A 26,992-nucleotide genomic window follows, 5' to 3' on the forward strand; every position below is an offset into this window, starting at 1 on the left:
GGAAGCGTTCAGATGTCAGATCCAAAAAACAGGGTTGCGCCAGTCGCCGGCACGGAAATCTTAGCAGTAAAAAACATCAACCACGGTTTTAACAAGGCACACAGCGAACAGCTGATCCTCAATGACGTTAATCTGTCTTTGCAGGCCGGGGAGATTGTCGGCTTGCTGGGGCGGTCTGGCTCCGGTAAGTCAACGTTGCTGCGTATTATTGCCGGGTTGATCGAGCCTACATCAGGCGCGGTAGACTATCTTGGCAAACCGTTAAATGGCCCGGCCAAAGGCATTGCCATGGTGTTTCAGACCTTTGCCCTTTTCCCTTGGCTCACCGTATTGCAAAACGTGGAGGCCGGGCTGGAGGCCCTGGGCGTTGCAGCCAATCAACGACGTGAACGCGCGCTGGCCGCTATTGACCTGATCGGTCTGGACGGTTTTGAAAACGCCTACCCCCGTGAACTGTCAGGCGGCATGCGTCAACGGGTAGGCTTTGCCCGGGCGTTGGTGGTGGATCCAACGCTGCTGCTTATGGATGAACCCTTCTCCGCGTTGGATGTGCTGACGGCGGAAACACTGCGTACCGACCTGCTCGATTTATGGAATCAAGGCCGTATGCCGATTAAGTCCGTGTTGATCGTGACGCATAACATTGAAGAAGCGGTGTTTATGTGTGACCGGATCCTGGTGCTGTCCTCCAACCCTGGGCGTGTGGTAGCCGAAATAAAAGTCCCCTTCAACCACCCGCGTAATCGGCTGGATCCTTTATTCCGTCGCCTGGTAGACGACGTTTACGCCAAAATGACCGCCCGGCCGATGGATGAGAGCATTAAAAAAGGCCTGAAGCTCGGCACGCGTTTACCGCATGTTTCCACCAACCTGATTGCCGGTCTGATCGAAACGTTGGCTGCCGCGCCTTATTTTGGTCGTGCCGACATGCCGGACATCGCCCATTCGTTGCACCTGGAAGTGGATGACCTTTTCCCGATTGCCGAAGTCCTGCAATTCTTGGGGTTTGCAGATGTCCGTGAAGGGGATATCTTTCTGACACCTTCAGCGCGAACATTTGCTGAGTACGATGTCCAGGCGCGTAAAGTCATGTTCGCCGAGCATTTACTGCGCTACCTGCCGCTGGCCGCGTTGATCAAAAGTGTGTTGGACGAACGTCCAGGTCACCGGGCGCCCCGTATGCGCTTCGAGCAGGAATTGGAGGATTCGTTGTCCGACGCCGCAGCAAAAGAAACGCTGGACACCGTCATTAACTGGGGCCGTTATGCGGAAATCTTTTCCTATAACGATCAGACCGAGTTTTTCAGCCTGGAAGACGTCGAATTCTGAATCACATCCGGCGCGGGGTATTCAAACCCCGGCTTCTTTCAACAGCCAGCGTTGCAGATTCAGTCCTTCAGGGGACAGTTCATTGTCTTGCCGCACGCACAGGTAGTAATCCCGGCCATCATCGATCGGCAGATCAAACAGCTTAACCAGCTCGCCACTGTTAAGGTAAGGGGTGATCAAGGGCTCACGCATCAGGGCGCACCCCAGTCCTGCCTGCACTGCCGCTAACGTCAATAAGCCATCCTCAAACATTGGGCCAGTGCTGCGCAATGGACGCCTGGCTCCGGCCAACTGAAACCACTGCATCCAAGTCGTGCGTTCTTCATCATGCAAAAGCGGCAGTGGTGAGAGTTGGTCTGGCGTATCGAGCACTCCGTGAAGCTTGATAAAACTACGGCTGCACACGGGTACCATTTTACCGGACATCAGCTTTTCACTGCGATAACCGGTCCATTGCCCCGCGCCAAAACGAATCGAAATATCAGCAGCATCACTGAGATAATTACGGTGATTAGCGTACACCACGTTAATGTCGATCTCGGGGTTCTCACGTAGAAAGCCGTGTAACCGGGGAATAAACCACCCCATGCCAAACAAAGGGATCAAACTGATGGTCACCTGTCTGGATGCTGACTGTTCACGCACCTGCTCCGTCGCCTGACGCAGTACGTTAAATGCCGAGCGGATCGAACGGTAATATTCCCGCCCTTCATTACGCAGGATCAGCTTGCGCCCTTGGCGCTCGGTCAGTGGCATCTGCAGAAATGCTTCCAGTGTTTTGAGCTGATGGCTCACCGCCGAGGGAGAAATCCCCAGTTCTTTCGCAGCACCGGTAACGCTGCCCAAGCGAGCAATAGCCTCAAACGCCCGTACAGCACGAAGCGGAGGATCATTCGGTAGCGACACTGCATATTGTTCTGTTTTTTTCATATATTGATAATTTTGGCGAAAATCCTGTAAGGGTTATAATTTAATATACAAATAAATCAAACAATTAAAAACACACGTTTTTTGTATAAGAAATTATTTTTCCGTATTTTACAATTTTTTTTAATTCTCTACTGTGAGCGTCCTGAATCATTATTTTTCGGGACTCTCCCCTATGGATACGCTGATACAGCAGACCGTCAACGGCCTGATGCTCGGCAGCATTTATGCGCTGATCGCCCTGGGTTACACCATGGTTTACGGCATCCTGCGCATTATCAATTTTGCCCACGGCGATGTGTTGATGGTGGGTGCACTTAGCGCACTGTCCGCCATCGGTGTGTTGCAGCACCATTTCCCTGGTCTGTCACCGTACGTCGTGTTGCTGCTGGCAGCATTTACCGCCATGGCGGTATGCGCCTTAGTATCGATGAGTATTGAACGTCTGGCTTATCGTCGCCTGCGTAATGCGCCACGCCTGGCACCGCTGATCAGCGGAATTGGGGTTTCGCTGCTGCTGCAAACGTTGGCGATGCTAATTTGGTCGCGTAATCCGTTGATGTTCCCACAACTGTTACCCATGTCACCTATCGCCCTCACTCAAGGTAGCGCCGAGCACGCACCGGCCGTGATCACCGGGACGGGTATCGCCACATTGGTCGTTGCCGTGCTGGTGATGGTCGGGCTGCTCTTATTGGTTGAACATTCACGCTTTGGTCGCGCCATGCGCGCAACCGCGGAAAACCCACAGGTCGCCAGCCTGATGGGTATCGATCCCAACCGCATCATCATTCTGACCTTTGCCCTTGGCGGTGCACTGGCGGCAGTGGCAGGCATCATGATGGCCAGTAACTATGGCAATGCCGGTTTTTCCATGGGCTTCTTGCCCGGTATCAAGGCCTTTACAGCTGCTGTACTGGGTGGGATCGGTAATCTGCGTGGTGCGATGCTCGGCGGATTACTGTTAGGGCTGTTTGAATCCCTGGGCACCGGGTATCTCGGTGAACTGACCGGCGGGACCTTCGGTAGCAACTATCAGGATGTTTTTGCCTTCCTGATTTTGATTGCCGTGTTGGTATTCCGCCCATCCGGGCTGTTAGGCGAACGCGTCGCTACCCGCGCCTGAGGACAAAAATGACTATTCTAACCACAACGATCAACACCGACAGCCCACACCGCGCCAAACTCGGCGTAGTATTGTTTATGCTCGGCCTGCTGCTGGCGCCTTGGGTGGCGGGTGCTGCAGGCGGTAACTACTGGGTGCGGGTGATCGATTTCGCGCTGTTGTACCTGATGTTGGCTCTGGGACTGAACATCGTGGTCGGCCTCACCGGCCTGCTGGACATGGGGTTTATCGCCTTTTATGCGGTGGGGGCCTATCTGACCGCGCTGTTGTCATCCCCACATCTGACCGAGCAGTTCCCATTGTTATTGCAATGGTTCCCGGATGGCCTGCATCTGTCGATCCTGTTGCTGATCCCCTTAGCCGCACTGCTGGCGGCGTTGTGTGGCATTTTGTTGGGTGCACCAACGCTGCGACTACGCGGTGACTATTTAGCCATAGTCACACTGGGTTTTGGCGAGATCGTCCGTATTCTGATGCGCAACCTGGACCGCCCGCTTAACATTACCAACGGTCCGAAAGGGATTTCCGGCATCGATCCGGTCTCTTTGTTTGGCCTGAAGTTTTCCGGCATGCACCAATGGTTTGGTATCCGCTTTTCGTCGCTGTACCTCTATTACTACCTGTTCGCCGCGTTATTGTTGATGATCCTGTTTATCTGCCTCCGTCTGCAACATTCACGGGTTGGCCGTGCCTGGACCGCCATTCGCGAAGATGAAGATGCAGCACGGGCAATGGGGATAAACACACGTAACTTCAAACTGTTGGCATTTGCCATCGGTGCCACCTTTGGCGGTATAGCTGGGGCGCTGTTTGCCGCGTTTCAAGGCTTTGTCTCGCCAGAGTCCTTTACCTTGCAAGAGTCGATCGCCGTTTTGGCCATGGTGGTACTAGGCGGTATGGGCCACATACCCGGTGTGATCCTCGGCGCTTTGCTGCTGGCTGCCCTGCCTGAATTACTGCGTAGCACCATGGGACCTCTGCAGCAGGCGTTGTTTGGACAGGTGTGGATCGATCCAGAAATTATCCGCCAACTGTTTTACGGGCTGGCATTGATTCTGGTGATGTTGTATCGCCCTGCGGGCTTATGGCCGGCACGTCATCAACAGGGGGCAACATCATGACGCCACTCCTTACACTCAGCCACGTCAGTAAACGCTTTGGCGGGCTCACCGCTGTTGATGACGTCAGCATCAGTATTCACCAGGGGGAGATTTACGGTTTGATTGGGCCGAACGGTGCGGGAAAAACCACCTGTTTTAACCTGATCACCGGTCTGTATCGCGCTGACAGTGGCGAGTTCCGCTTACAGGATCGCCGCTACAAACCACAGGCCATAGATAAAGTGGCGCAAGCCGGTATTGCACGCACCTTCCAGAACCTGCGGTTGTTCAATGAGATGAGCGTATTGGAAAACGTGATGGTCGGCTGCCATCTGCGTACTCGCAATGGGCTCTGGGCGGCAATTTCACGTCACCGTCGTGCCCGGCAGGAAGAACAGGCAACACGGGAGAAATCCTACGCGCTGCTGGAGTACGTCGGCATCAGCCAATTCGCCGATTATCGCGCCGGCGATCTGTCCTATGGCCATCAGCGTCGGTTGGAAATCGCCCGCGCCTTGGCCACCGAACCCAAATTGCTGGCACTGGATGAACCGGCAGCCGGTATGAATGCCGCAGAGAAAGTCGCCCTACGCGAGCTGTTGCAACGTATCCGTGAAAGCGGCAAAACCCTGCTGTTGATCGAACATGACGTCAAGCTGGTAATGGGATTGTGTGACCGCCTGACCGTGCTCGACTACGGCAAAGTCATTGCTGAAGGCGAACCGGCGCAGGTCCGACGCGAACCTGCCGTGATTCGCGCTTATCTGGGAGGCGCAGCCCATGTCTGAACCTTTACTGACAGTCAAACAATTAAAGGTGTCCTACGGTGGCATTCATGCCGTTAAAGGCATCGATTTTACGGTAAACAGCGGCGAACAGGTGACCTTGATCGGTGCTAACGGTGCCGGAAAAACCTCCAGCCTGCGTGCACTAACGGGCCTACAGCCCTTCGACGGTGAGATCTTGTTTGATGGCCGCTCTATTCGTGGTGTGCCACCGCATCAGTTATTGCAACAAAGGCTCGTCATGGTGCCGGAAGGACGCGGTATTTTCGCTCGCATGACGGTGTTGGAAAACTTGCAACTTGGTAGCTATTCGCGGCGCGACAAAGCAGCAGTACGACAAGATTTGGAGCAAGTTTGCACTCTTTTTCCACGCCTGCGTGAACGGCTTCAACAGCAGGCCGGACTTCTTTCCGGCGGCGAACAGCAGATGGTCGCCATGGGCCGAGCTTTGCTCAGCCGTCCCCGGCTGTTGGTGTTGGATGAACCCTCGATGGGCTTAGCACCCATTATGGTTGAGGCCATTTTTGAGGTCATCAAAAACCTTTCACGTGACGGTGTCACGCTACTTTTGGTGGAACAAAATGCCCGGCTGGCACTGGCATCAACTGACCGCGCCTATGTGCTGGACAGCGGCAATCTGAGCCATTGTGGACGCTCTGCCGACATGTTGGATGATGAAAAAATCAAACAAGCCTATTTGGGTGAATAACCTTTTATTTTTAATCACACCGGGAGCTTTACATGAACAAGATAACTCGCTTTAAGCCGCTGGGGCTTGCCGCCGCCGTTTTAGTTAGCCTGAGTGCGGCATCACCGGTTCTGGCCGATGAAACCATTCTGATTGGCCTGGCTGGCCCGTTGACAGGCCCTTCCGCTCGCATCGGCAAAGATCTTGAGAACGGTGCACAGTTAGCGATCGCCGATGCTAATGCCCAAAAACCCACGCTGAAAGGCAAGCCGGTCATTTTTAAACTGCTGTCCGAGGACGACCAGTCCGATCCTCGCACTGCCGTTGCCGTAGCCCAACGTTTAGTGGACGAAGGTGTCGCTGGCGTGGTGGGTCACTGGAACACCGGTACCAGCATACCGGCAGCACGCATTTACCACGACGCCGGCATTGCCCAGGTCGCTCCGGTCGCCACCGGCCATGGCTATACTCAACAAGGGTTCGACACCAGTTTCCGCGTAATGGGCCATGACGATGATGGCGGCAATTATGCTGGCGAATACGCGGCCAAGGTACTGAAAGCCAAGCGTATTGCGGTAATAGATGACCGCACCGCCTTTGGCCAAGGGCTGGCTGATGAGTTTATCAAGTCGCTGGCGGCTCAGGGCCTGCAACCGGTAGCGCGGGAGTATGTCGACGATAAGACCGTTGATTTCAGTGCGGTACTGACCACCGTGCGCAGCAAAAACGCCGATCTGATCTTCTTCGGCGGTGTTGATTCACAGGCCGCTCCGCTGGCCCGTCGCATCAAACAACTGGGGATGAATACCCCATTGATGGGCGCCGGCGGGTTTGTCAGCCAGACCTTCCTGACGCTGGCCCAAAAAGAAGGTGAAGGCGTAGTCGCACTGGAACCGGGTTTACCGTTGGAACAGATGCCAGGTGGCAAGGCCTTTGAGCAGGCTTATCGCGACCGTTACAAAACCCATATCGAACTGCATGCGCCGTTCGCCTACGACGCCACCCGGGTATTGATTGCCGCCATCGAGCAAGCGGGGTCTGCCGATCCGGCCGATTACCTGCCGAAATTACGGGCCATTCATTACCAAGGCGTCACTGGCACTATTGCATTCGATTCGCAGGGCAACCTGCAACAGCCGAGCTTCACCCTTTATCGGGTCGTTGACGGCAAATGGCAGCCGCAGAGCGTACTGGGCGGCGCCAAAACACAATAAAAATCAGTAAGGCAATGAGGAGCAAGGCGATGAACGATGCAAAAAACGAGTTGGGTATTCTGGCCAGACGGCGCATAGAGGCGGAAATCATCAAACCGATCTATCAGATTCTGGTGCGTGAAATTGGCAAGGAACGCGCACAGGCGGTGATAGGTGAAGCCATCGAAAACGCCGCCATTGAGGCGGGCAAAAACTTTGCGGCACAGGAACCGAATGGCGCAGATTTGCAGAGTTTCGCCGCCTTGCAGTATCTGTGGGAAAAGGACGATGCGCTGCAGGTCAAGGTGATCTACCAGGACGAACAGCATTTCGACTACAACGTCACCCGTTGCCGCTATGCCGAGATGTATCACCAGATGGGATTGGGTGAAATCGGTCATCTGCTGTCCTGCGCGCGCGACAGCCAGTTTATTGTCGGCTATGCGCCGGATGTCGAGCTACAACGTACCCAAACCATTATGTCCGGTGCATCCTGCTGTGATTTCCGCTATGCAACCAAACCACAGGAAGAGAAGAAATGACACAACGGGTGAATGGTGAGCGCTTGTGGCAAAGTCTGCGTGACATGGCACAGTTCGGCGCCATCCCAAAAGATGGCGTTACCCGGTTGGCTCTGAGTGAAGAAGATCGTCTGGCACGTGACCAACTGCGTGACTGGGCGCTGGAAGCCGGTTGCAGCGTGCGGGTCGATCGCATGGGCAACATGTTTTTGCGGCGTGAAGGTTCTCGCCCAGAGCTGGCACCGGTGATCACCGGTTCCCACGTTGACTCCCAACCCAAGGGGGGCCGTTTCGACGGTATCTATGGCGTATTGGCTGGCCTGGAGGTGATCCGAACGCTCAACGATCATCAGATCATCACCGAACGCGCCGTTGAGGTCGTCAACTGGACTAACGAAGAAGGCGCACGCTTCGCCCCGGCGATGATTTCCTCTGGGGTGTTTGCGGGCGTATTTGACCTGGCGTACGGCCTGTCGCGCAGCGATGATCAGGGCGTCAGTATTGGTGAGGCATTGCAGCAAATCGGTTACGCGGGCGAACATCCGGTTGGCAATATGCCGATACACGCCGCCTTCGAACTGCATATAGAGCAAGGCCCGATCCTTGAAGCAGAGAACATTGAAATTGGCGTGGTGACGACCGCACAGGGGCAACGTTGGTATGAGCTGGAGATCACCGGTTTTAGCGCCCATGCAGGTACCACGCCGATGGATCGCCGGCGCGATGCCCTGCTCGGTTTTGCCGCCATGGTCATTGCCGTCAATAACATTGGCAAAGACTTCATGCCTGACGCACGTGCCACGATAGGCATGGCGCAAATTACCCCAAATTCTCGCAATGTGGTGCCCGGTAAGGTGTTTTTCAGCGTCGAATTCCGCCATCCGCAAGAGGCGGTGCTGGAACAGATGGAACTGCGACTGCTGGCGGCCGTTGCCAAGATCGGCAGCGACGGTCTGAGCGCCCACGCCGAGCGTATTTTCCAGTACCAGCCGATACGCTTTGATCAAGGCTGCATCGACAGCGTACGCCAAGCCGCGCAGACACTGGGCTATTCTCACCGTGATATGGTTTCCGGCGCCGGTCATGACGCCTGCTATCTGAGCCGGGTAGCTCCGACAGCGATGATTTTCATTCCCTGCGTGGATGGCATCAGCCACAACGAACTGGAAAATATCTCCAGCGAATGGTCGACAGCCGGTGCCAACGTGCTGCTTAACGCATTACTGGCACACACCCACGCTTGAGTACACTGCCCCGGCTCGTCAGTCGGGGCATTAAAAAATATTCAACAAACTGGTAGAATATTCGCCTGCCTGTTCTATATTCAACCATATGGTTAAATTATCTTCCTCACAGCTGGACGCCATTTTCCGTGCGCTTTCTGATCCAACGCGTCGTGCGATATTACGTACATTGGCCGATGGAGAGCACAGTGTTGGTGAACTGGCCGCGCCGTTGCAGATGTCGTTTGCCGGCGCCTCCAAGCATATCAAAGCACTGGAGCTTGCTGGGCTGGTGCAACGCACCGTGCAGGGAAGAAACCATATCTGCCGGCTTGAACCCGAGCCAATGGCACAAGCCATGCAATGGCTGCAAACCTACGAGCATTTCTGGACAGAGCGGCTGGACGCGCTGGAAATAGCGCTGCTGCAGCCCGAACCGAATCCTCCCAAGGAGTGAACTATGAACGACTACGGCATGATTATTGAAACCGGCACGCTGCGTATTCAGCGGCTGCTTCCCGGCCCGATCGAGCGGGTGTGGGCCTATCTGACGGAATCTGACAAACGCGCCACCTGGCTGGCAGCCGGTGATATGAAATTGGAAAATGGTGCCCAGGTTGAACTGGTGTTCCGCAATTCCGATTTGACTGGCGTGCATGAGCAAACGCCAGCCAAATATAAAAACCTCAGTTGCAGCGTCAGCAACATCGGTCATATCACTTGCCTTTTCCCACCGCGGCTACTGAGTTTTACCTGGGCAGAACAAGGACAAACACGCCCTTCTGAAGTCACTTTTGAACTCACAGAACAGGGCAATGCCGTGCTGTTGACGGTCACCCATCGCCGTCTGGCCAACCGTGACGAGATGCTTAGTGTGGCCGGGGGCTGGCACACCCATCTGGATATCCTGGTCGATCGCCTGCACGATCGTCAACCACAGCCATTCTGGAGTACCCACGCCAAGCTGGAAGAAGAGTACCGGGCCAGACTCTAGTCAGCTTTCATCCCGGCGTCTGAACGCCAGATAGCCGGTCACCAGCGTAAAACCGCCGACCAGCAACACCAGCAAAATAAAGCCGTGGTGATTGCTGGCCAGCGGGATCCCCCCCACGTTCATCCCGAAGAAACCCGCAACGATATTGATCGGCAGCGCCAGCACGGTGATCACTGTCAGGGTGTAGAGCGTACGGTTGTTCTGTTCCATCTGCTTGGCACCAATCTCTTCCTGCAACAGACGAATACGCTCGGTCAGGCTGGCGAGATCGTTCAACACCACGGTAAATTCCTCAGTGAACTGGCGCAAATCTTGTACTACGTCGCGACTCAACCAGGCCGGTGGCCGGTTCAGCAAACGGAACAGCGCCGCAGGTTCCGGTGCCAGCAAACGCTGAAAACGTAGCAGCATACGGCGCATACGCCCCAGTTCAGTACGGTTACGTTTCACGTGACTGCTCAATAAACGGTCTTCAATGGTATCGACATATTGGTTAGCCTGCCGCACCAACTGCTCAAGGACGTCTTCTTGTTCTTCCAGCAGATGCGCCAACAATTCGGTGGACGATGTCAGTTGTAGCGGCCCCAACCGGCTAAGCAGCCGTTCGATCAAACGCAGCGGTTTGTGTCGTACCGTGACCACCAGCCCGCTGCAACAGTACAGCCACAATGTCGCGATCTCAGGGTTGTTTTCTTTCGGGTGGAAAATCACGTCGTTGAGCACGGCAAACAGATCATCTCCCTGCCGTTCAATGCGTGTGGTGTGCGAGCCATGACGGATTTCGTCGAAGAAAAAGTCGGAAATCGCAAAATGATTTTTCAGCCATTTTTCCGCAGCCGCATGATTCAAATTGAGATGTAGCCAGAGAAACCCCTCACCCGGCGACAATGCCTGATAAGCCTGACAAGCCTGCTGCGAAGAAACGCGCAGCGGTGGCTCTGCCGTGCGGAATACGTGACCGTAAATCAGCCCGGTGACTTCATCATCAAAATCAAGTTTGTGTAATTTTTCCGCAACCGTTTGAGCCATAACTCTTTATCCTGAATAACCGCACCAATTAATCATTAGCTCCAGCCTTTATATCAACCTTTAAATGCCAACGTTAATTATTTTCACTTTTCCTGATGATTAATATTAGCGTCATAAAAAAGTCACATTATTTCCCAATACTTTGATGGCAACAGCGTACGGCTCCGTCAGCATTCTAATGAAGTCTATCGGGAAGGTCCTTTATGAGCGAAAACAGCGCCGTTCAAGCGGGTGCGCCATCTGCACCCAGCCTGCCAAAAATCTATCAAAAGAACAGTCGACTCACTGTTCTTTTTTTTGTTTTTTTATTAGTACTGGGGATAGCTTTTGCCGGGGTTAATTTATTTAACGACGTGAGTGATGCCGGTGCAGTATATACCAGCTATGTCCCGTTCCTTTTATTGGGGTTAGCGCTGTTGATTGCGCTGGGCTTTGAATTTGTTAATGGTTTTCATGACACCGCCAATGCGGTTGCCACGGTTATCTATACCCACTCATTGTCACCGATGGTGGCGGTTGTCTGGTCAGGCTTCTTTAATTTTCTCGGCGTGTTGCTTTCCAGCGGCGTAGTGGCGTTCGGTATCATTTCACTGTTGCCAGTTGAGCTGATCTTACAGGCCGGCACCGGCAACGGCTTCGCCATGGTGTATGCCCTGCTGTTCTCGGCGATTATCTGGAACCTCGGCACCTGGTGGCTCGGGTTACCTGCATCGTCATCCCATACTCTGATTGGCTCAATCATCGGTGTTGGGGTAGCCAACGCGCTGATTCACGGTCGTACCGGCACCAGCGGCGTGGACTGGGGACAAGCGATTAAAGTGGGCTACGCTTTGTTGCTTTCGCCAGTGATCGGCTTTGTGTTTGCCGCGCTATTGCTGCTGGCACTGAAAGTCTTCGTCAAAAATCGCCAACTGTATACTGCCCCCAAAAACGACTCACCACCGCCGTTGTGGATCCGCGGTTTACTGATCCTCACCTGTACGGGGGTATCTTTTGCTCATGGTTCTAACGACGGGCAAAAAGGTATGGGTCTTATCATGCTGATCCTGGTCGGTACCATGCCCATTGCCTACGCACTCAACCGCTCAATGCCACCCGAGCAAATCCCGCGGGTCGCTGCACTGGCAGAAGTCACCAAAAACCAATTGCTGAACCAGTTTCCAGCCGTCAGCCAGGCACAACCACGCGAAGTACTGACCGGTTATGTACGGACTAACGAATTGACACCTGAAGTCGTGCCTGCATTGGCCCAACTGACTGGCGCCATCGGCGATCAAATCCGGCAATACGGTTCGGTCGACAAGATCCCCGCTCAGGCGGTTTCTAATACCCGTAATGACATGTATCTGGCATCTGAGGTCATTAAACACCTGAAGTCGGAAAAACAACTTCACATACCTGCTGACTCGCAGCGCAATCTGGATGCCTTGAAAAGCGATCTGGACAGCGCCACCCGCTTTATCCCGTTCTGGGTCAAGGTAGTTGTGGCCATTGCTCTCGGGCTGGGCACCATGGTGGGTTGGCGGCGTATCGTCGTCACCGTGGGCGAGAAGATCGGCAAAAGCCATCTCACCTATGCTCAGGGAGCCAGCGCCGAACTGGTGGCGATGACTACCATAGGTGCTGCGGATATTTTTGGGCTGCCGGTTTCCACCACTCACGTTCTGTCATCCGGCATCGCCGGCACCATGGCAGCCAACCGCTCCGGTCTGCAAATGTCCACTCTGCGCAACCTGCTGATGGCCTGGGTCTTGACGCTACCGGCCTCGGTGCTGCTTTCCGCTGGGTTGTACTGGATTTTCAACCATTTCTAAACCGGGCTAACACGGAGAATTAATTATGGCTATGCATGAATTTAACCGCGACGACAGCTTCAACCAGCGCCTGCTGCAAGAATTTTACGACAGCTATGATGAAGAACTGGAAATGGAACTGGACGATCTGCGTTTTGACGATACCGAAGTGGACAGCGATCCGAAAAAAGCCTGGCGTAAACAGTACTTTCGCGAGTTGCTGCGTCTACAGGGTGAACTGGTGAAACTGCAGGACTGGGTTATGCGCACCGGTCATCGGCTGGTAATTATTTTTGAAGGCCGTGACGCTGCTGGCAAAGGTGGAGTGATCAAACGCATCACTCAGCGCCTGAATCCGCGCACCTGTCGTGTGGCTGCACTGCCGGCACCCAACGACCGGGAACGCACCCAGTGGTATTTCCAACGCTTTATTGCCCATTTACCGGCAGCAGGCGAAATGGTGCTGTTCGACCGCAGTTGGTACAACCGTGCTGGGGTGGAAAAAGTAATGGGCTTTTGCAACGACGAGGAATACGAAGAGTTTTTCCGCAGCGTGCCGGAGTTCGAGAAAATGCTGACACGCAGTGGCATCCAGATAGTGAAATACTGGTTCTCAATCACCGATGATGAGCAAGAGTTGCGTTTTCTCAGTCGTATCCACGATCCACTGAAGCAGTGGAAGCTCAGCCCGATGGATCTGGAAAGTCGTCGACGCTGGGAAGACTATACTGAGGCCAAAGAAGTCATGTTGGCACGCACTAACATTCCTGAGGCACCATGGTGGGTAGTTCAGGGTGTCGACAAGAAAAAGGCACGTCTGAACTGTATCAGTCACCTGCTTGAGCAACTGCCCTACGAAGAAGCGGAAGGCAACGTGATCACCCTGCCACCGCGCAAGCGCAGCCCGGATTACAACCGTCACCCGGTTCCGGACACTATGGTGGTCCCAGAAGTGTATTGATGCTTATAGGGAGGCGGTACACCGTCTCCCTGCCTCTTACCCACAGCTCTGTCACGCCAAGATTGCCGCCCCGTTGAATCATCACCCTATTTTCTCCACATTTGCTGTGCAGACTCTTACTGATATTCATTCATCAGTCAGGATCATAGTTACGGTAGCCATGTCTTTATTTAATTCCATCGTTCGCACTCCCGCACGCCGCTTAGGCGCCATTTTGGTTCTTACTCTGCTTTTCATACTGCCTGCCGCACACGCCGCTGCGCCACTGGCTCTACACTCAACATCGGTGTTGGTAGTCAATCAACGTACCGGTAAAATCCTGTATCAAAAAAAAGCCAACCGCGTACAGCCCATTGCCTCGCTGACCAAGTTGATGACGGCCATGGTTACGCTGGACAGCAAACGTCCACTGGGCAACAGGATGCAGGTCACGCCATCCGACCGTGATCTGTTGAAGAAAACCCACTCACGCCTGACCATAGGTTCAACTCTCAGCCGTCGCGATATGTTGCACATCGCCCTGATGTCATCGGAAAACCGTGCCGCATCGGCGCTGAGCCGCAACTATCCCGGTGGTCGCAAAGCCTTTGTGGCGAAAATGAATCAGAAAGCACGTGCCATCGGCATGAAGCATGCCCGCTTTTACGATCCGACCGGGCTGACACCAAAAAATGTTGCCAGCGCTAACGATCTGCTGAAAATGGTTAATCATGCCTACCGTTATCAGACCATTCGACGTTTTAGTACTGACAAACAGCAAATCGTACACCCTGGCCGAGGCCAGTTGGTTTATCGTAGCTCCAATGGGCTAATCAACAATCCCGCCTGGAAAATCCAATTACAGAAGACCGGGTTCACCGACGAAGCGGGCCATTGTCTGGTCATGCGGACACTGATCAAGGGGCAGCCGGTGGTAATGATCCTACTCGGTTCACAGCAACGTTACGGCCACTATAGCGATGCCATTCGCCTGAAAACCTGGCTGGAATCCTGACCTGATACGGGCGCGTTCATTACGCGCCTCTTTACCGTTCTGCGCATATCTAAATCCGTTTTTTATCAATGGAATATCCTATCCCCAATCAGTATTACGCCCGGGGCGTTCGGCATGATATTTGTCGTGGATAATTGATGATAAAGGAGCAGGAAAATGGCTTATGCCCTGAGCGTGTTGGAAAAAAGTCCGATAGCCGATGGAGAAAGCGCTGCACAAGCGCTTACACGCACGCTGCACCTGGCGCAGCAGGCTGAAATTTGGGGTTACCGCCGTTTCTGGCTAGCAGAACATCACAACACCGTGCAACTTGCCTGCCCTTCGCCCGAAGTACTGATTGCCTATTTACTCGGGCAAACGTCACAGATCCGCATCGGTTCCGGCGGCGTCATGCTGCAGCACTATAGTGCCTATAAAGTAGCGGAAAACTTCAATCTCTTGGCGACACTGGCGCCAGGCAGAGTCGATCTGGGGGTGGGCAAAGCACCGGGTGGACTGCCACTCTCGACCCAAGCGCTACAGGCTGCTCACGACCAGCAGAATAAACCGGATTTTCCTCAACAGCTCGCGCAGCTAAACGCTTATTTGAATGATGATGCGCAACCGGGCCTGAGCGCCACGCCGCAGCCGTCACAACCCGCACAGCGCTTTCTGCTGGGTGCCAGCGAAGAAAGTGCCCAGTTGGCAGCCGAACACGGCTGGGCCTTTGTGTTTGCTGCTCACCTCAATGGCAATCAGGACGACATTAAACGGGCGCTAGCACATTACGCCACGCAAAGCGGCGGGCGCAAAGCCCTGCTGGCTGTCGCGGTGATCGTCGCCGATAGCGCCGAGCAGGCTAATGCACTGGCGGCGGGGATCCAGCAATACCGAGTGCACGTCACCGGCGGCCAAAGCGTGACTGTCGGCAGCCTGGAACAGGCAGAGAGTTTTGTGCAACAAGCCGGCGCAACCGATTATCGCATTGAGCCCCGCGAAAGCCACATCTTGCGGGGCACCGCTCAGCAAGTACGCCAGCAGTTGGACCAATTGCACCAGCAATATGGTGTGGAAGAGTTTGTGATTGATACCCCCATAACCCAGCCCGCTGCCCGTCTGACCTCTTTACGGCTATTGGCGCAGGCTTGATTCTGGGATTATTCAGTTCACCACGGTACCCGCACCGATCGCGACAATCAGATCCTGCGCCAGCGTTTCCAGTTGTGTTGAGATCAGGTTAGCCAAACTAACACGGATCGCCGGGCCGCTTTTCAGGCGGAACGGCTCACCACTTTGTACCAACCATCCGCGCTGCGCCATGATTTGACTGGCTGCGGCCTCTGAGCGTACCGGCAGCCAGATATGGACGCCTTCCCCCGGCGGCAAGGGAATGCCGCTCAACGTATGTAACCGTTCCGCCAATGCATCACGCCGTTGCTGATAGGCATGTTGCGCACGCACCAGTAAACCATCGCGCTGCGCTTGTGCCCATAATTTAACGGCAATTTGCTGCAAGATATGGCTGACCCAACGCTCGCGAATGTATTGATCCGCACGCATCGCCTGCATCAGTTGCGGCTTGCCGCAGGCCAGCGCAATACGCAGATCCGGGCTGAGAAACTTACTCAAAGACAACACGTACAAACCGTTATCCTTGGCACATGGCAAATGCAAAGGCTGCTGTGACAACGGCCCCCAGAAATCATCTACGATCGCCAGACAAGCAGGATTTTTCGCTAAAAATTCACGCCAACTTTTGGCGCGTGCGGCGCTTAATGACATGCCTGTCGGGTTCTGTGCTCGCGGCGTCAGTATCACCGCACACCCCTGCTTGCTGGCGTCTTTCTCCGGCAAGCAACATCCTTGAGCATCTATCGGCAAAGGCAGCGGTTTGAGGCGAAGATGCCGCAACAGCGTCAGTAACGGCGGCCAGCATGGGTCTTCCACCCACACTGAGGCTCCCGGTGCCGCATGGCTACGCAGTGCCTTCTCAATAGCGTCAAGCGCGCCAGAAAACACCGACACCTCGCCTAACGATGCCCCTTGTTGGGATAACCATTCGCCAGCAAGTTGACACAACGCAGGCAAATCACCGCTAACGTCATAGCCATTCTGCTGTGGGAATGCATCATCTGCACTCAGCGACAGTACCGGTAACAGTGTGGCGTCCAGGTTGCCGCTGGCCAAATCACGCATGCCTTCAGGCACTTGACGAACATTGCGCACGGCCATTAATGGTTGCTCAAGCACTTGTGTCCCTGCCCGGCCGCGGGTGGCGACCAAACCGGCATCTCGTAGCTTGGCATAGGCGCTGGCAACCGTATTGGGGTTCACCCCCAACTCACCGGCCAGTTGACGCACAGGTGGCAGTAAATCACCCGGTTGCAAATCACCCTGCTTTATCTGCGTGCTGAACTGTTCAGCAATCTGGACAGCACTGCCGCCTTTTGCATACAATGAACCCATACATAAAACCTTTTTGTATTAGTTCAAACAAGATTACCTGTTTCGAACGGAAAAGTTAAGGGGTAAAGATGGAAAAACATTACGTACTCGATATTCAACATGACGGGAAAGCTTTCGCCCGTTTACAAATGCTCACGCCTTGGGCGGAGACTCAACTGCAACAGGCGCAAGCGCTGTTTCCCGCCGAACAGGGTTACCAGTTACAGATCAGCCAAGTCAAAGAACGCCGGATAGTTTATCAAAGCGGTATCGGCGGCATCACAATTTTGGGCGACACCCTGGAACTTGAACCTTATCCCAACACCACAGAGGTACAACAATGAAGAAAGTGGTCGCTATCAGACATGTCAATTTCGAAAATCTCGGTATTTTAGGTTCACTGCTTTCATTACGTGGCTATCAGATTGATTATTACGATGCCGGTCGTGACGATATCCGCGCCATCAATAATGAGGAAACCGATCTGTTGGTGGTGCTTGGCGGGCCGATCAGTGCCGCGCAACATTTTGCCGGCCAACAACACTATGCGTTTCTCAATGACGAACTGGCACTGGTAACACAGCGGTTGCAGCAAAAACGGCCTACACTCGGCATCTGCCTTGGTGCACAAGTGATGGCTCAGGCCTTGGGGGCCGATGTCGTCTCGCTCGGTGTGAAAGAAATTGGCTTCGCCCCACTGACCTTAACGGCAAATGAAGACTCAGTGCTGGCACCGTTGGGCGCAACGCCAGTGCTGCACTGGCACGGTGACATGTTTATGATCCCTGAGGGGGCTACCTGTCTGGCAGGTACCGAGATTTGCCCTAATCAGGCGTTTGAATACCAGGATTTTGCCCTTGGGCTACAGTTTCATTTGGAAGCCGATCACCACGACATTGAGCGCTGGCTGGTAGGCCATGCCTGTGAGTTGGAGTTAGCGGGTATCCTTCCGCAACGTTTACGCCAACAGGCTGCTCGTCACGGCACAGAATTAGAACAGCGCGCTCGGCAGGTATTTGCACAGTGGCTGGATAAAATTGAACTAAGGAAGTCCTAGATGCATCAGATTTCTCAACTACAACCACCGCAGATTGATGTGATCAGCATTCAATCCCAAGTGGTGTACGGTAGCGTCGGCAACGGTATCGCCTACCGAACCTTACTGAAAAAAGGGCTGGAAGCATTACAGGTACCCAGCGTGCTGTTCGGTTGCCCGCCTTATTACGGTGCTCCCAGCGGCGGTGTCATTTCCGCAGAGTGGTTCCGTGGTTTCCTGGAAGATTTATTGACCCGCGGTGTGATGTTGCGCACCCGGGCCGTGATTGTTGGTTATCTTGGCGATGTCAGTCAGTGCCACATACTGGAAAGCTGGTTGCAGCGCGTGCGTGCTATCAATCCGCAGATAAAGATTTATATCGATCCAGTGATGGGCGATTACGGTGAAGGCGTTTATGTCGATGAGCGCATCGTCGGTTGCTATCGTTCACCCTTTCTGGCATTAGCCAATGGCCTCACCCCTAACGGGTTCGAGCTAGAGCAGCTTTGCGGACACCCTTTGCTCAGCCGCGAGCAGACGCAGCATGCCGCAGAGGCATTATTGAATGACACCACCGAGTGGGTGTTGGTGACCAGTGCGCCGGGCGTGGCAGAAAACGACGATGAAGTGGGGTTACTGTTGGTCAGCCGCCACGAAGTGCAAAGCTACACCCATCCTAAAATCCAGTCGAAGGTCAAAGGCACCGGGGATATGTTCACAGCATTGCTCGTCAGCCATCTGCTGCACGGTAAAAACCTCAACGACGCCATCGTTACCGCCAGTGGCGAGGTATGCGACGTGTTGGCAGAAGCGGAGCATTTTGGTTGGGAGGAAATTGGGAGTTTACGTGCCTTGAAATAGGCCGGTGTGACGGGGCAGCCAGCTGCCCCACTCGTCTTCTTAACGCTTTTTCTTCTTATTGAAATCCAATTCGAACGCAAACACAGCACTCTGAATTTTTCTTTCCATTGCCAAACCCAATTTCATGAAACGGCATGACAAGCGTGAAAAACGCACCAATTTGTCGTCGTCATCCAACTCTTGATCTTCATTGATCACCACCAGCTCCATATTGACCTTGAAGCTGCCATAGCTGCCAAGATCCAATAACGCCTTTTTGAACTGGAACCCGGGCTGGAGGTTTTCCGGCAGTGGACCATCCACGCGCAAACCGACGCCACCAGCAGAGAGATCGTGGATCCTCAACTGGTACTCGCTGCCGTCGGCATATTCGCCGCTGCAGAGAAATTCACGCCAGTGTGGGGTAGTCACGCGAAACTGACGACGGCGCTGGATGTACACCAGTTCCTTCGGCAATTGAGTTGAACATGCATTAACGCCCTGATGATTCGTGGTTTCTGCCCGACCGACAGAGAACTCGATCTTCGCATCATGGCTTTCGATCACAATGGTACATTCGCCATCGACAACCGTCTCCGCCTCATCGCCACTGAACACGATATTATCCGGTCCGACACTCAGTAACAGACTCTGAAACTGTTGTCGCTCATTGACGACTCGCAGTGGCGTGCGCTGTTTACAAATTTCGCGCAAAATCGCCAGCACTTCAAAGCGCTCCTGCTTGATAAACAATCCGTTATCATTTTGCTCCACTCGTCGCTCCTGACTCTTCCCAATGACGATTTACACTTTCCTTACAGATATCATCACTGGGAATATTCCTAAAGTCAAATTTGCCAACGATACCAAGCCTGTGGCAGCAGTCTGGCAAAGCGTTTTGCCCAGTCTTGCTGACCTTGTTGATCGGCAATCAGATCCTGGCGGATCTCAATGCCGACGTAGGGGAGCTGCCGCCGCTCGGCATGCACCGGCAAAGTGTAATCCGTGGCATCAGTCATGGCATAAGGTTCGTTGACGCCCACGTCCAAATCCCCTTCTTCTCGCAACAGCTCGGCCAATAGCAAAGCGAACTCCGGTTGGCGATTAAACAACAGTCCCACTTGCCATGGTCGCGCATTCCCTTTAAATACCGGCGTAAAACTGTGCATCGCAATAATCGCCGTCGGTAGCCCGGCACGTTGACGCGCGTCCAAGGTGTCGGCAATGGTTCGATGATAGGGCAGAAAAATCTCATGCTCGCGGGCTAAAGTTTGTTCAGCCTGTATACCGACATTGCCGGGGATCGGCGTCAACTCGGACACCTGAGGGATCGAGCTGGCGATACCGGGCGTACGATTACAGTCAATCACTAATCGTGAATAGCGCTGGTGAATCAGTGTGGTATCCAGTTGGCGGCTGAGATGACGTGAAACGTTTAGTGCGCCAATGTCCCAGCCGATATGGCGATCAATCTCCCCCGGTGGTAAGCCCAGATCCCCCAAACGTTGGGGTATTGCCTGACCTGCGTGATCGCACAGTAATAAAAAGGGTGCAACACCCTTTGCTGTTTCAACCGCCACAGCGGCGGGATCATCAACGGTTAATAAAGACGGGACAAACGACTGTGGCATGAAAGACTCCGACGCTGGAACAAAGCCTTATCTTAGGCTATATCCCACCGCCGGCGCCAAGCCTCGGATTAGATCAAAAATGCATGAATGAGAAGCGAATCAATCTATACATGCATCCTGTGGCTGATGTACCGCAATGTAACGCTGGAAACGCGCCGGTTTAAGTCGGGTCAGATCGACCAGTACCAGGCCGTCAATGCAGTTGTTGAAAGCCGGATCAGTTCCGAAATCAATAAATTGCACCCCGCCTGGCTCACATAGCTCGGTATATTGTTTATACAGCGTAGGTATCGAACAACCGATGTTGCTCAGCAGGCTTTTCAGCCTGATCAGATCTTCCTGATAGTTATCGCCGGCAAACTGCGCCAACACCTGCGGCAACGAGGCAGGATAAGGCTGACGAGACTGCGCCAACGCATGATTAGGCGAGAAATACAGTCGATAGAAGGCAATCAACAGGTCACGCGCCGTCACTGGCATGCCACCGGAAATGGAAACCGGGCCAAACAGATAGCGGTACTGCGGATATTTTGCCAGGTAAGCGCCAATCCCCAGCCACAGGTAATCCAGCCCACGTTTGCCCCAATAGGCCGGCTGAATAAAGCTGCGGCCCAGTTCGATGCCTTGCGCCAGAATCGGTGCCATATCGCGGTCATAATGGAACAGGCTATTACTGTAAATGCTTTCCAGCCCTTTACGCTCTAACTGTTCGGCGGTAGGGATAAAGCGGTAAGCACCGACAATCTCCAACTCGTCCGCGTCCCACAACACCAGGTGGTAATAGTCGTCGTCATAGCTATCCAGGTCCCGACGACGTCCCGACCCTTCGCCAACAGCCCGGAAGGCGATTTCGCGCAGGCGGCCCAGTTCACGCAGAATAGGCGTACGAGCCTCATCCTGACGGCGATACAGGAAGATCTCTTTGCCGTCCGGTGTGACTCCTAACCGTTCACAGTTTGCCAGCGCCTTTTTCAGTTCCAACCGGTCTTCCGGCAAGGCGATCGGTGATTCACTGGCAAACAGTCCTTCTTTCCCCTGACCCAGTCGGTATACGTGACGACGGAAGCGTTCCGCCAGATCTTTAGCACTGGTATGCCCATCATGCCAGTTGGCGAACGGAATACGTCCGCCAACGCGGATTTTAATGCGTCCCCCTTGCTGTTGGAACATTTCCCGCACCAGCAAGAGTGTGGACAAAGGGCGATAAACCATCGACGTGAAATAAAACAGGTTGCTGTTACGCGCACTGATGTGAATTGGCACAATCGGCGCTCGCGCCTTAGCGGCCAAGCGCAAGAAACCGGTATGCCAGTGACCATCACGTATGCCTTTCGGGCTCATGCGCGACACCTCGCCCGCGGGGAACAGGATCAACGCCCCCTGCTTATCCAACTGGGCCTGCATGCCTTCAATTTGCTTACGGTTGGTCTTGTTACCCACGTTGTCCACCGGCACAAACAGGTTGCGCAGTGGTTCTATGTAGGTCAACAGTTGGCTGGCGACCACCTTAACATCCGGGCGCACTGCCGCTACGGCACGCAGCAGCACCAGTCCGTCCAGCGAACCAATCGGGTGGTTGGCTACCAGCACCACCGGCCCCTGGCTCGGAATATTTTCCAGGTCACCATCGACCAACTCACAACTGAGGTTAAAGTAGTCCACCACCTGCTCGATCAAATCCAGCCCCTTCAGGTGTGGATAGTCGGCGGCAAACTGTTTGAATTCTTTTTCGAAGAGTAAAGTTCTCAGCAGGCTACGCTGCCAGGCAGGGGTTTTGCGGTGTGGAAATGCATCATGCAACAGAGAGTCCAAGCTAAACATCGCGTTATCTCCTGGCTTAGTCGCTGCAAACTTAAGCCAGCGCTATGACCCTAACATGTCAGTATCATGACAAAAAAATGAAATCCCTCGACCTATCAGGTATAGCAAATAATTGAAAACTTGGTGGCAACGGTGTGTACCGCGCCACCTGCGTCGCATTTTATGCCACTGACTACAGCAAGGCTTCGATACGTTTGTTGACCGCTTCACGTAATCGCAGCAGTGGATCCGCCTGGTGCGGATAGCGTTTAAACGTGATGCGCATCCCCAGTTCCTGTTCAATCAGCGCCTCTACTGCTGTGCGATCGGTCAGGCTTTCCAACAGCTGTAGAGCGCGCATGTCTTGCAACCCCTGATGCAACACCCGGAGGCGTAACGACTCCACGGGTTCCAGATTATCGCCGGGATAGACCACAAAAGCATCACCGGACGGAAATGCATTCCGGCAGTCCGTCACGGCATAGGGATTCAGTTTTTCTCGTGAATGGCCGCTGTTATAGAAGTTGAACCCCCAATGTAAAAAACCGGTGATGTTGTACAAATAAAGCTGTATACCCAAAATACGATTACGTGCCGAAGGCTGAGCGAAGAAACGGTTGGCTACCTCTGTTTTTTGCACACAGCAGTAATAAGCCCACAACCCCGGCACCTGGTTTTCAATAAAAGGCGCGATATGATCAGTGGCGGCGACCGGCGTTTCCACCAGCCCCTGCTGGTAAAACGCATAGTCTGATAAGGCGTCAAACGTATGGAACCCCGCCAATAGTGGGCGTAACGTCGCACTGGCGCGTTGATAAACGGCTATGTTTTCCAGTGTCGGTTCATCCGAAATGTGGAACCACACGCGCTGCTGTAATTGCCGTTCGCGGAACCAGTCGGTCAGCGCCGGCAACAGTGCCTGTAGAAACTGTTGATACTCTTCGGCGTGGGCGTCGGTTTGCCAGCCGAACAGCGGACTCAGTGTGCCGTCTATCTCCACCATAATTTTCGGGGCGTGCGCCGCCCCCCACTGGGTAAACAACGGTGCAATCTCAAAGTGTTCAATGCCCTCTTCCTGCGCCATTGCCACCCATTGCGCCAGACGTTGGAAATCAAACCGGTAGCCCTGCGCAGACCGCTGTACGCCTACCAGTTGTACTGTGGTGCGCTCACCGCCGATGGCGGTATCAAGAGGCGGCGTGAAGATCGGTGTCAACAGCATGTTGACCCCACTACTGACTGCGCAGCGGACATAATTACGTACCGCCAGCCAATATTCGGGGCTGAACACCCTGAGGTGATAGTAGTCCGCAAGGCAGTCAGAATGCAGCCATTCGGTATGCAATAAGGTTTGCGGTGGCAGTGCCGCGGGGACGATATGCAGCGTCAGTGTCGCACTTGCCAGCACAGCATCAGTCGCAACATCAAACAGTGTCAGCGTTAACGGATAGTCACCACCGGCAACCGGTGTCAGCGGTGGGGTAAAGGTCAACCAGAGGCTGCCATAATAATGGCTGGGGGCAAAGAAACGACGATCGACCATAGGCGCCAAAGGATCGGGAAATAACCCCGGCTCAGTACGCAGGTAGTTCTCATCGGTCTCGGCATAACAGGGAAAATGGCTGGGTACCGATTGAACCTGACGCACACTGATATACTCTGCTAGCGGCCCTTCAAGGCGGCATCCTAATTCTCTTCGCGTTTCATTACCTACCGGGTGTAAGCAATAGACCCCTTGCCAGGAAACTATTTCGTTACTCAAGCCACTTAGTGTATTTATCTGTGAAACCTGTGGTGCATTACGGCTATGAAATACTTTTTCCAGACAATGGGTAAAGGTCAATGAAAGGCGCATAACATTAATCTCTCTTTTATTTCAAAATACCGGTGAGTAATTTTTAAGCTAAACCCTTTTATCGTCACAAACAATAGTCTCAATCAAAAATCGACGATGAGCCTGTTCAGATGTTGCGATATACAATTTTTTTGTTTATTTGCATCACAAAAATGAAAGATAGCCAAGCCTGCACAATAATAATGTTTTTAATCCCCATTATGGTGCAGGGGTTATCACTTATTCCTATGACCTCAGCAGGCCGTAAATGGCGTACGGCAGGGCTAAAATCGGCTCAAAAGGTTAACGGATTGTGAACAAGTGACGCTTTCGGTTTAGGCTTCAACCCTTTCGATCTTAACAACAGTGAAACATTTATGCCCCATTTTTGGGCAGATCAGGGTGTATTGACACATTGAAAGTTAAGGGATAGAAAGAATTCACGTTACGAAAATATTTATTCGTCGTCCACCGAGGGGAAAGCAATGTCACCGATAAAAAATACCGGCCGTCTTCTTGTGCACTCTGCCATCGCGGCTGCATTATTATTGCCAACCATGCTATATGCCGCAGACCAAATAACGTTACGTTATGCCGTGTGGGACAGAAACCAATTACCTGCCGAACAGGAAATTGCCAAGCGCTTTGAAAAAGAAAACCCTAACATTAAAATAGCGATAGAATTAACCCCATCAGCACAATACTTTGTTAAATTAGATTCAGCTGCAGCTGGCGGCGTTGCCCCTGATATATTCTGGATAAACATGCCTTATTTCGTGCAATATGCCAAGAATGGCATATTGCAACCCTTAACACCTTATATTACCGGCAGTAATGTTAATTTAAATAACATCGTGACCAGTTCGGTAAAAGCGTATCAGTATGACGGTCAGCAGATGGCCATCCCTCGTGACGTAGATTCCATTGCCGTCTGGTACAACAAAAAGCTGTTTGACCAGGCTGGCGTCAGCTACCCCACCAACGACTGGGATTGGGACACGCTGAAAAGCAAAGCGGCAGCACTGAAAGCCGGCTTGAAAGGAAGCGCCTTCCCCTTGGTGATGGATCTGAGCATTGACGGCCAGGACAGCTACATGAACCTGTTGTTCCAGAACGGGAACCACATTGTGCCAAAAGACGGCCAGCCGACCGACATCGCCAATGATAAGTCGATCTGGGTATATCAGCAGCTGCAATCAATGATGAAAGACGGGCTGATGCCAAGCGCTCAGCAAATGAGTGAAGTCAAAACCGAAAACATCTTCCAGTCCAACCGCGCGGCGATGGTGTATGCCGGCTCATGGTTGGCGGCGCCCTTCGCCAACAATCCGCTGATTAATGATCATATCGGCGTGGTAATGATGCCAAAAATCGAACGCCAGTCCGGCGTAGCGCACAGTCTGGCATTTGCCATGTCCGCCAACAGCGCCCACAAGCCGGAAGCCTGGAAATACATCGAGTTTATGAGCTCTGAAGCCTCACAGACTGAGTTGGCAAAAGCGGTGATCCCGGCCAACAAACTGGCAGCCAAAGCCTGGGCGGCGGAGATCAAAAAAGTCGATGTCACGCCTTATATTGACACCCTTAACGTGACCGAAGCCTACCCTACTGCCGGTACCAATACGCCGAAATGGCAAAACATGTGGATTGCCAGCCTGAAGAAAATATTTATGGGCGCGGACGCCAAAGCCGAGATGGACAAGTCGGTCAAGAAGATCGAACGCGTCATGGAGCAGTAATCACCCCGTGCCGGTAGCGCCTGCCCGAAGGCGCACCGGCTGCGGAACACCGCAGAGCAGTTACAGGTGAGGAATGGCAACATGTCGCTGGCAGAAACGGCTACGGTCACCCTAAAACAACAAAAAAGTGTCCCACGACCGGCACTCAGCCGCCTGGAGCGCGCCGAGCGCTTCTGGGGATGGGTAATGATCTTACCGCTGCTGATTGGGTTGATAGTTTTCTATTTCATCCCTTTTTTGCAGAACATCTTTTACAGCTTTACCGATCTTAATCAGTTTATGCGCTGGACTACGCTCAGCGTTGATAACTACGTCAATCTGTTCGAAGACGACGACTTTTATACCGCCGCCGGTAACACCTTGTTCTACGTGGTGGTGTGCGTCCCTGTCAGCCTGAGTCTGTCACTGTTGCTGGCAATTGGCTTGAATCAGAACATCCGCGGCAAAGCGGTGCTGCGCACTTTACTGTTCCTGCCGGCAGTCACCATGCCTGCCGCTGTGGCCATGGTCTGGCAGTGGTTGTTCAACAAAGACTTCGGCCTGATTAATCAGGCGATTGGCTTCTTGGGTATTTCACCGGTGGCCTGGCTGTCCGATCCGGACGTGGTGCGTATCAGTGTTTCCATCATCATTATCTGGTCATCACTGGCGCTGAAAATCATCATTTTGCTGGCCGGATTACAAAGTATTCCACGCCAACTGTATGAGGCCGCTGACATTGATGGTATCAGCACCCTGCGCCGATTCTTCTGTATCACTCTGCCGATGATGGTACCGACGCTGTTCTTCGTCTCGGTAATGAGCTTTATCGAGATCCTGCAAGTCTTTGACGTGGTGTTCCTGATGTTTGACCGTGCATTGGTTGAAAGTGACGTGATGACCGTCACCAACCTGTTCTACAAATACGCCTTTTACCTGCAGGAGAAAGGTTATGCCTCTGCCATTACCGTGGTGTTGTTCGCCGTCACCCTGCTGATCACCCTGATTCAAATGATGATTGGCAAACGCCTGAAAGTCAGCTGAGG

At 53.4% G+C, this 26,992-nt stretch carries 26 protein-coding genes; 19 read left to right on the forward strand and 7 right to left on the reverse strand.

Annotation, left to right across the window (positions count from 1 at the left end; all coding sequences use genetic code 11):
• Positions 1-12 precede the first annotated feature (12 nt).
• Entirely contained in the window at positions 13-1,329 is a 1,317-nt protein-coding gene (locus SGBXF1_RS12775) for an ABC transporter ATP-binding protein (RefSeq protein ID WP_186426942.1), read from the forward strand.
• Positions 1,330-1,350: 21 nt separating this feature from the next.
• Here the strand turns inward: SGBXF1_RS12775 and SGBXF1_RS12780 are convergent, their stop codons facing one another.
• Positions 1,351-2,259, reverse strand: coding sequence for a LysR substrate-binding domain-containing protein (locus SGBXF1_RS12780; RefSeq protein WP_037415516.1), 909 nt, complete (start codon positions 2,257-2,259; stop codon positions 1,351-1,353).
• A 172-nt stretch (positions 2,260-2,431) separates the two neighbouring features.
• Here SGBXF1_RS12780 and SGBXF1_RS12785 point away from each other — a divergent pair, with 172 nt between their 5' ends.
• From SGBXF1_RS12785 to SGBXF1_RS12825, 9 genes are all read left to right on the forward strand, one after another.
• Positions 2,432-3,382 carry a branched-chain amino acid ABC transporter permease gene (locus tag SGBXF1_RS12785; protein WP_186426943.1) on the forward strand — a complete coding sequence of 317 codons (951 nt, stop codon included), beginning with the start codon at positions 2,432-2,434 and terminating at the stop codon, positions 3,380-3,382.
• 8 nt (positions 3,383-3,390) lie between these two features.
• Entirely contained in the window at positions 3,391-4,503 is a 1,113-nt protein-coding gene (locus tag SGBXF1_RS12790; RefSeq protein ID WP_186426944.1) for an ABC transporter permease subunit, read from the forward strand.
• Positions 4,500-5,270 carry an ABC transporter ATP-binding protein gene (locus SGBXF1_RS12795; protein ID WP_037415523.1) on the forward strand — a complete coding sequence of 257 codons (771 nt, stop codon included), beginning with the start codon at positions 4,500-4,502 and terminating at the stop codon, positions 5,268-5,270. The genes SGBXF1_RS12790 and SGBXF1_RS12795 overlap by 4 nt, the downstream gene beginning before the upstream one ends.
• Positions 5,263-5,976 (forward strand): ABC transporter ATP-binding protein, encoded by a 714-nt coding sequence (locus SGBXF1_RS12800; protein WP_186426945.1) that lies wholly within the window; start codon positions 5,263-5,265, stop codon positions 5,974-5,976. The genes SGBXF1_RS12795 and SGBXF1_RS12800 overlap by 8 nt, the downstream gene beginning before the upstream one ends.
• 32 nt (positions 5,977-6,008) lie before the next feature.
• Complete coding sequence (locus SGBXF1_RS12805) at positions 6,009-7,169, forward strand: branched-chain amino acid ABC transporter substrate-binding protein (RefSeq protein WP_130380844.1); 1,161 nt, start codon at positions 6,009-6,011, stop codon at positions 7,167-7,169.
• Positions 7,170-7,198: 29 nt separating this feature from the next.
• The gene (locus SGBXF1_RS12810) at positions 7,199-7,690 is read left to right on the forward strand and encodes an L-2-amino-thiazoline-4-carboxylic acid hydrolase (protein ID WP_130380846.1); all 492 of its coding nucleotides are present in this window, start codon (positions 7,199-7,201) and stop codon (positions 7,688-7,690) included.
• Positions 7,687-8,913, forward strand: a complete 1,227-nt coding sequence (locus tag SGBXF1_RS12815) for a Zn-dependent hydrolase (RefSeq protein ID WP_037415533.1) — start codon at positions 7,687-7,689, stop codon at positions 8,911-8,913. The genes SGBXF1_RS12810 and SGBXF1_RS12815 overlap by 4 nt, the downstream gene beginning before the upstream one ends.
• 88 nt (positions 8,914-9,001) lie before the next feature.
• Positions 9,002-9,349 carry an ArsR/SmtB family transcription factor gene (locus SGBXF1_RS12820; protein WP_037415536.1) on the forward strand — a complete coding sequence of 116 codons (348 nt, stop codon included), beginning with the start codon at positions 9,002-9,004 and terminating at the stop codon, positions 9,347-9,349.
• 3 nt (positions 9,350-9,352) lie between these two features.
• Positions 9,353-9,886 carry an SRPBCC family protein gene (locus tag SGBXF1_RS12825; RefSeq protein WP_037415539.1) on the forward strand — a complete coding sequence of 178 codons (534 nt, stop codon included), beginning with the start codon at positions 9,353-9,355 and terminating at the stop codon, positions 9,884-9,886.
• On the opposite strand, the gene SGBXF1_RS12830 is transcribed toward SGBXF1_RS12825, so the two are convergent.
• Entirely contained in the window at positions 9,887-10,915 is a 1,029-nt protein-coding gene (locus tag SGBXF1_RS12830; RefSeq protein WP_037415542.1) for a transporter, read from the reverse strand.
• Between the two features lie 203 nt (positions 10,916-11,118).
• On the opposite strand from SGBXF1_RS12830, the gene SGBXF1_RS12835 reads away from it, so the two are divergent.
• The 4 genes from SGBXF1_RS12835 (at position 11,119) to SGBXF1_RS12850 (ending at position 15,791) form a co-directional block, all read left to right on the forward strand.
• A complete protein-coding gene (locus tag SGBXF1_RS12835) occupies positions 11,119-12,729 on the forward strand; it encodes an inorganic phosphate transporter (RefSeq protein ID WP_061806329.1) in 1,611 nt (536 codons plus the stop codon).
• 25 nt (positions 12,730-12,754) lie between these two features.
• A complete protein-coding gene (ppk2, locus tag SGBXF1_RS12840; protein WP_037415544.1) occupies positions 12,755-13,669 on the forward strand; it encodes a polyphosphate kinase 2 in 915 nt (304 codons plus the stop codon).
• Positions 13,670-13,829: 160 nt separating this feature from the next.
• Positions 13,830-14,663: a D-alanyl-D-alanine endopeptidase gene (gene pbpG / locus SGBXF1_RS12845; protein WP_186426946.1), complete on the forward strand. Its 834-nt coding sequence runs from the start codon at positions 13,830-13,832 to the stop codon at positions 14,661-14,663.
• A 156-nt stretch (positions 14,664-14,819) separates the two neighbouring features.
• Complete coding sequence (locus SGBXF1_RS12850; protein WP_186426947.1) at positions 14,820-15,791, forward strand: LLM class flavin-dependent oxidoreductase; 972 nt, start codon at positions 14,820-14,822, stop codon at positions 15,789-15,791.
• Between the two features lie 12 nt (positions 15,792-15,803).
• On the opposite strand, the gene SGBXF1_RS12855 is transcribed toward SGBXF1_RS12850, so the two are convergent.
• Positions 15,804-17,108 carry an aminotransferase class I/II-fold pyridoxal phosphate-dependent enzyme gene (locus SGBXF1_RS12855; protein ID WP_061806332.1) on the reverse strand — a complete coding sequence of 435 codons (1,305 nt, stop codon included), beginning with the start codon at positions 17,106-17,108 and terminating at the stop codon, positions 15,804-15,806.
• A gap of 68 nt (positions 17,109-17,176) precedes the next feature.
• Here SGBXF1_RS12855 and SGBXF1_RS12860 point away from each other — a divergent pair, with 68 nt between their 5' ends.
• Genes SGBXF1_RS12860 through SGBXF1_RS12870 form a run of 3 tightly spaced genes read left to right on the forward strand, consistent with a single transcriptional unit; the run spans position 17,177 to position 18,984 of the window.
• Positions 17,177-17,431 carry a hypothetical protein gene (locus SGBXF1_RS12860; RefSeq protein ID WP_186426948.1) on the forward strand — a complete coding sequence of 85 codons (255 nt, stop codon included), beginning with the start codon at positions 17,177-17,179 and terminating at the stop codon, positions 17,429-17,431.
• Complete coding sequence (locus tag SGBXF1_RS12865) at positions 17,428-18,144, forward strand: glutamine amidotransferase (RefSeq protein WP_186426949.1); 717 nt, start codon at positions 17,428-17,430, stop codon at positions 18,142-18,144. The genes SGBXF1_RS12860 and SGBXF1_RS12865 overlap by 4 nt, the downstream gene beginning before the upstream one ends.
• On the forward strand, positions 18,145-18,984 hold the full coding sequence (locus SGBXF1_RS12870) for a PfkB family carbohydrate kinase (RefSeq protein WP_037415557.1): 840 nt from the start codon (positions 18,145-18,147) through the stop codon (positions 18,982-18,984).
• Positions 18,985-19,023: 39 nt separating this feature from the next.
• Here SGBXF1_RS12870 and SGBXF1_RS12875 read toward each other — a convergent pair whose 3' ends face one another.
• The 4 genes from SGBXF1_RS12875 to SGBXF1_RS12890 all read right to left on the reverse strand — a co-directional run bounded on the left by SGBXF1_RS12875 (position 19,024) and on the right by SGBXF1_RS12890 (position 24,249).
• Complete coding sequence (locus tag SGBXF1_RS12875; RefSeq protein ID WP_186426950.1) at positions 19,024-19,737, reverse strand: flagellar brake protein; 714 nt, start codon at positions 19,735-19,737, stop codon at positions 19,024-19,026.
• Positions 19,738-19,811: 74 nt separating this feature from the next.
• Positions 19,812-20,594 carry an N-formylglutamate amidohydrolase gene (locus tag SGBXF1_RS12880; protein WP_037415564.1) on the reverse strand — a complete coding sequence of 261 codons (783 nt, stop codon included), beginning with the start codon at positions 20,592-20,594 and terminating at the stop codon, positions 19,812-19,814.
• Between the two features lie 99 nt (positions 20,595-20,693).
• Positions 20,694-22,415 carry an ornithine lipid synthase OlsF gene (gene olsF, locus SGBXF1_RS12885; RefSeq protein WP_037415567.1) on the reverse strand — a complete coding sequence of 574 codons (1,722 nt, stop codon included), beginning with the start codon at positions 22,413-22,415 and terminating at the stop codon, positions 20,694-20,696.
• 172 nt (positions 22,416-22,587) lie between these two features.
• A complete protein-coding gene (locus SGBXF1_RS12890) occupies positions 22,588-24,249 on the reverse strand; it encodes a DUF4091 domain-containing protein (RefSeq protein ID WP_186426951.1) in 1,662 nt (553 codons plus the stop codon).
• 464 nt (positions 24,250-24,713) lie between these two features.
• On the opposite strand from SGBXF1_RS12890, the gene SGBXF1_RS12895 reads away from it, so the two are divergent.
• Both SGBXF1_RS12895 and SGBXF1_RS12900 read left to right on the forward strand, forming a co-directional pair.
• On the forward strand, positions 24,714-25,967 hold the full coding sequence (locus SGBXF1_RS12895) for an ABC transporter substrate-binding protein (protein ID WP_186426952.1): 1,254 nt from the start codon (positions 24,714-24,716) through the stop codon (positions 25,965-25,967).
• Between the two features lie 81 nt (positions 25,968-26,048).
• Positions 26,049-26,990 carry a carbohydrate ABC transporter permease gene (locus SGBXF1_RS12900; RefSeq protein WP_037415583.1) on the forward strand — a complete coding sequence of 314 codons (942 nt, stop codon included), beginning with the start codon at positions 26,049-26,051 and terminating at the stop codon, positions 26,988-26,990.
• Positions 26,991-26,992: the final 2 nt, after the last annotated feature.

Source organism: Serratia grimesii (assembly GCF_900186025.1).
In the GTDB taxonomy this organism is placed as follows: Bacteria; Pseudomonadota; Gammaproteobacteria; order Enterobacterales; family Enterobacteriaceae; genus Serratia; species Serratia grimesii.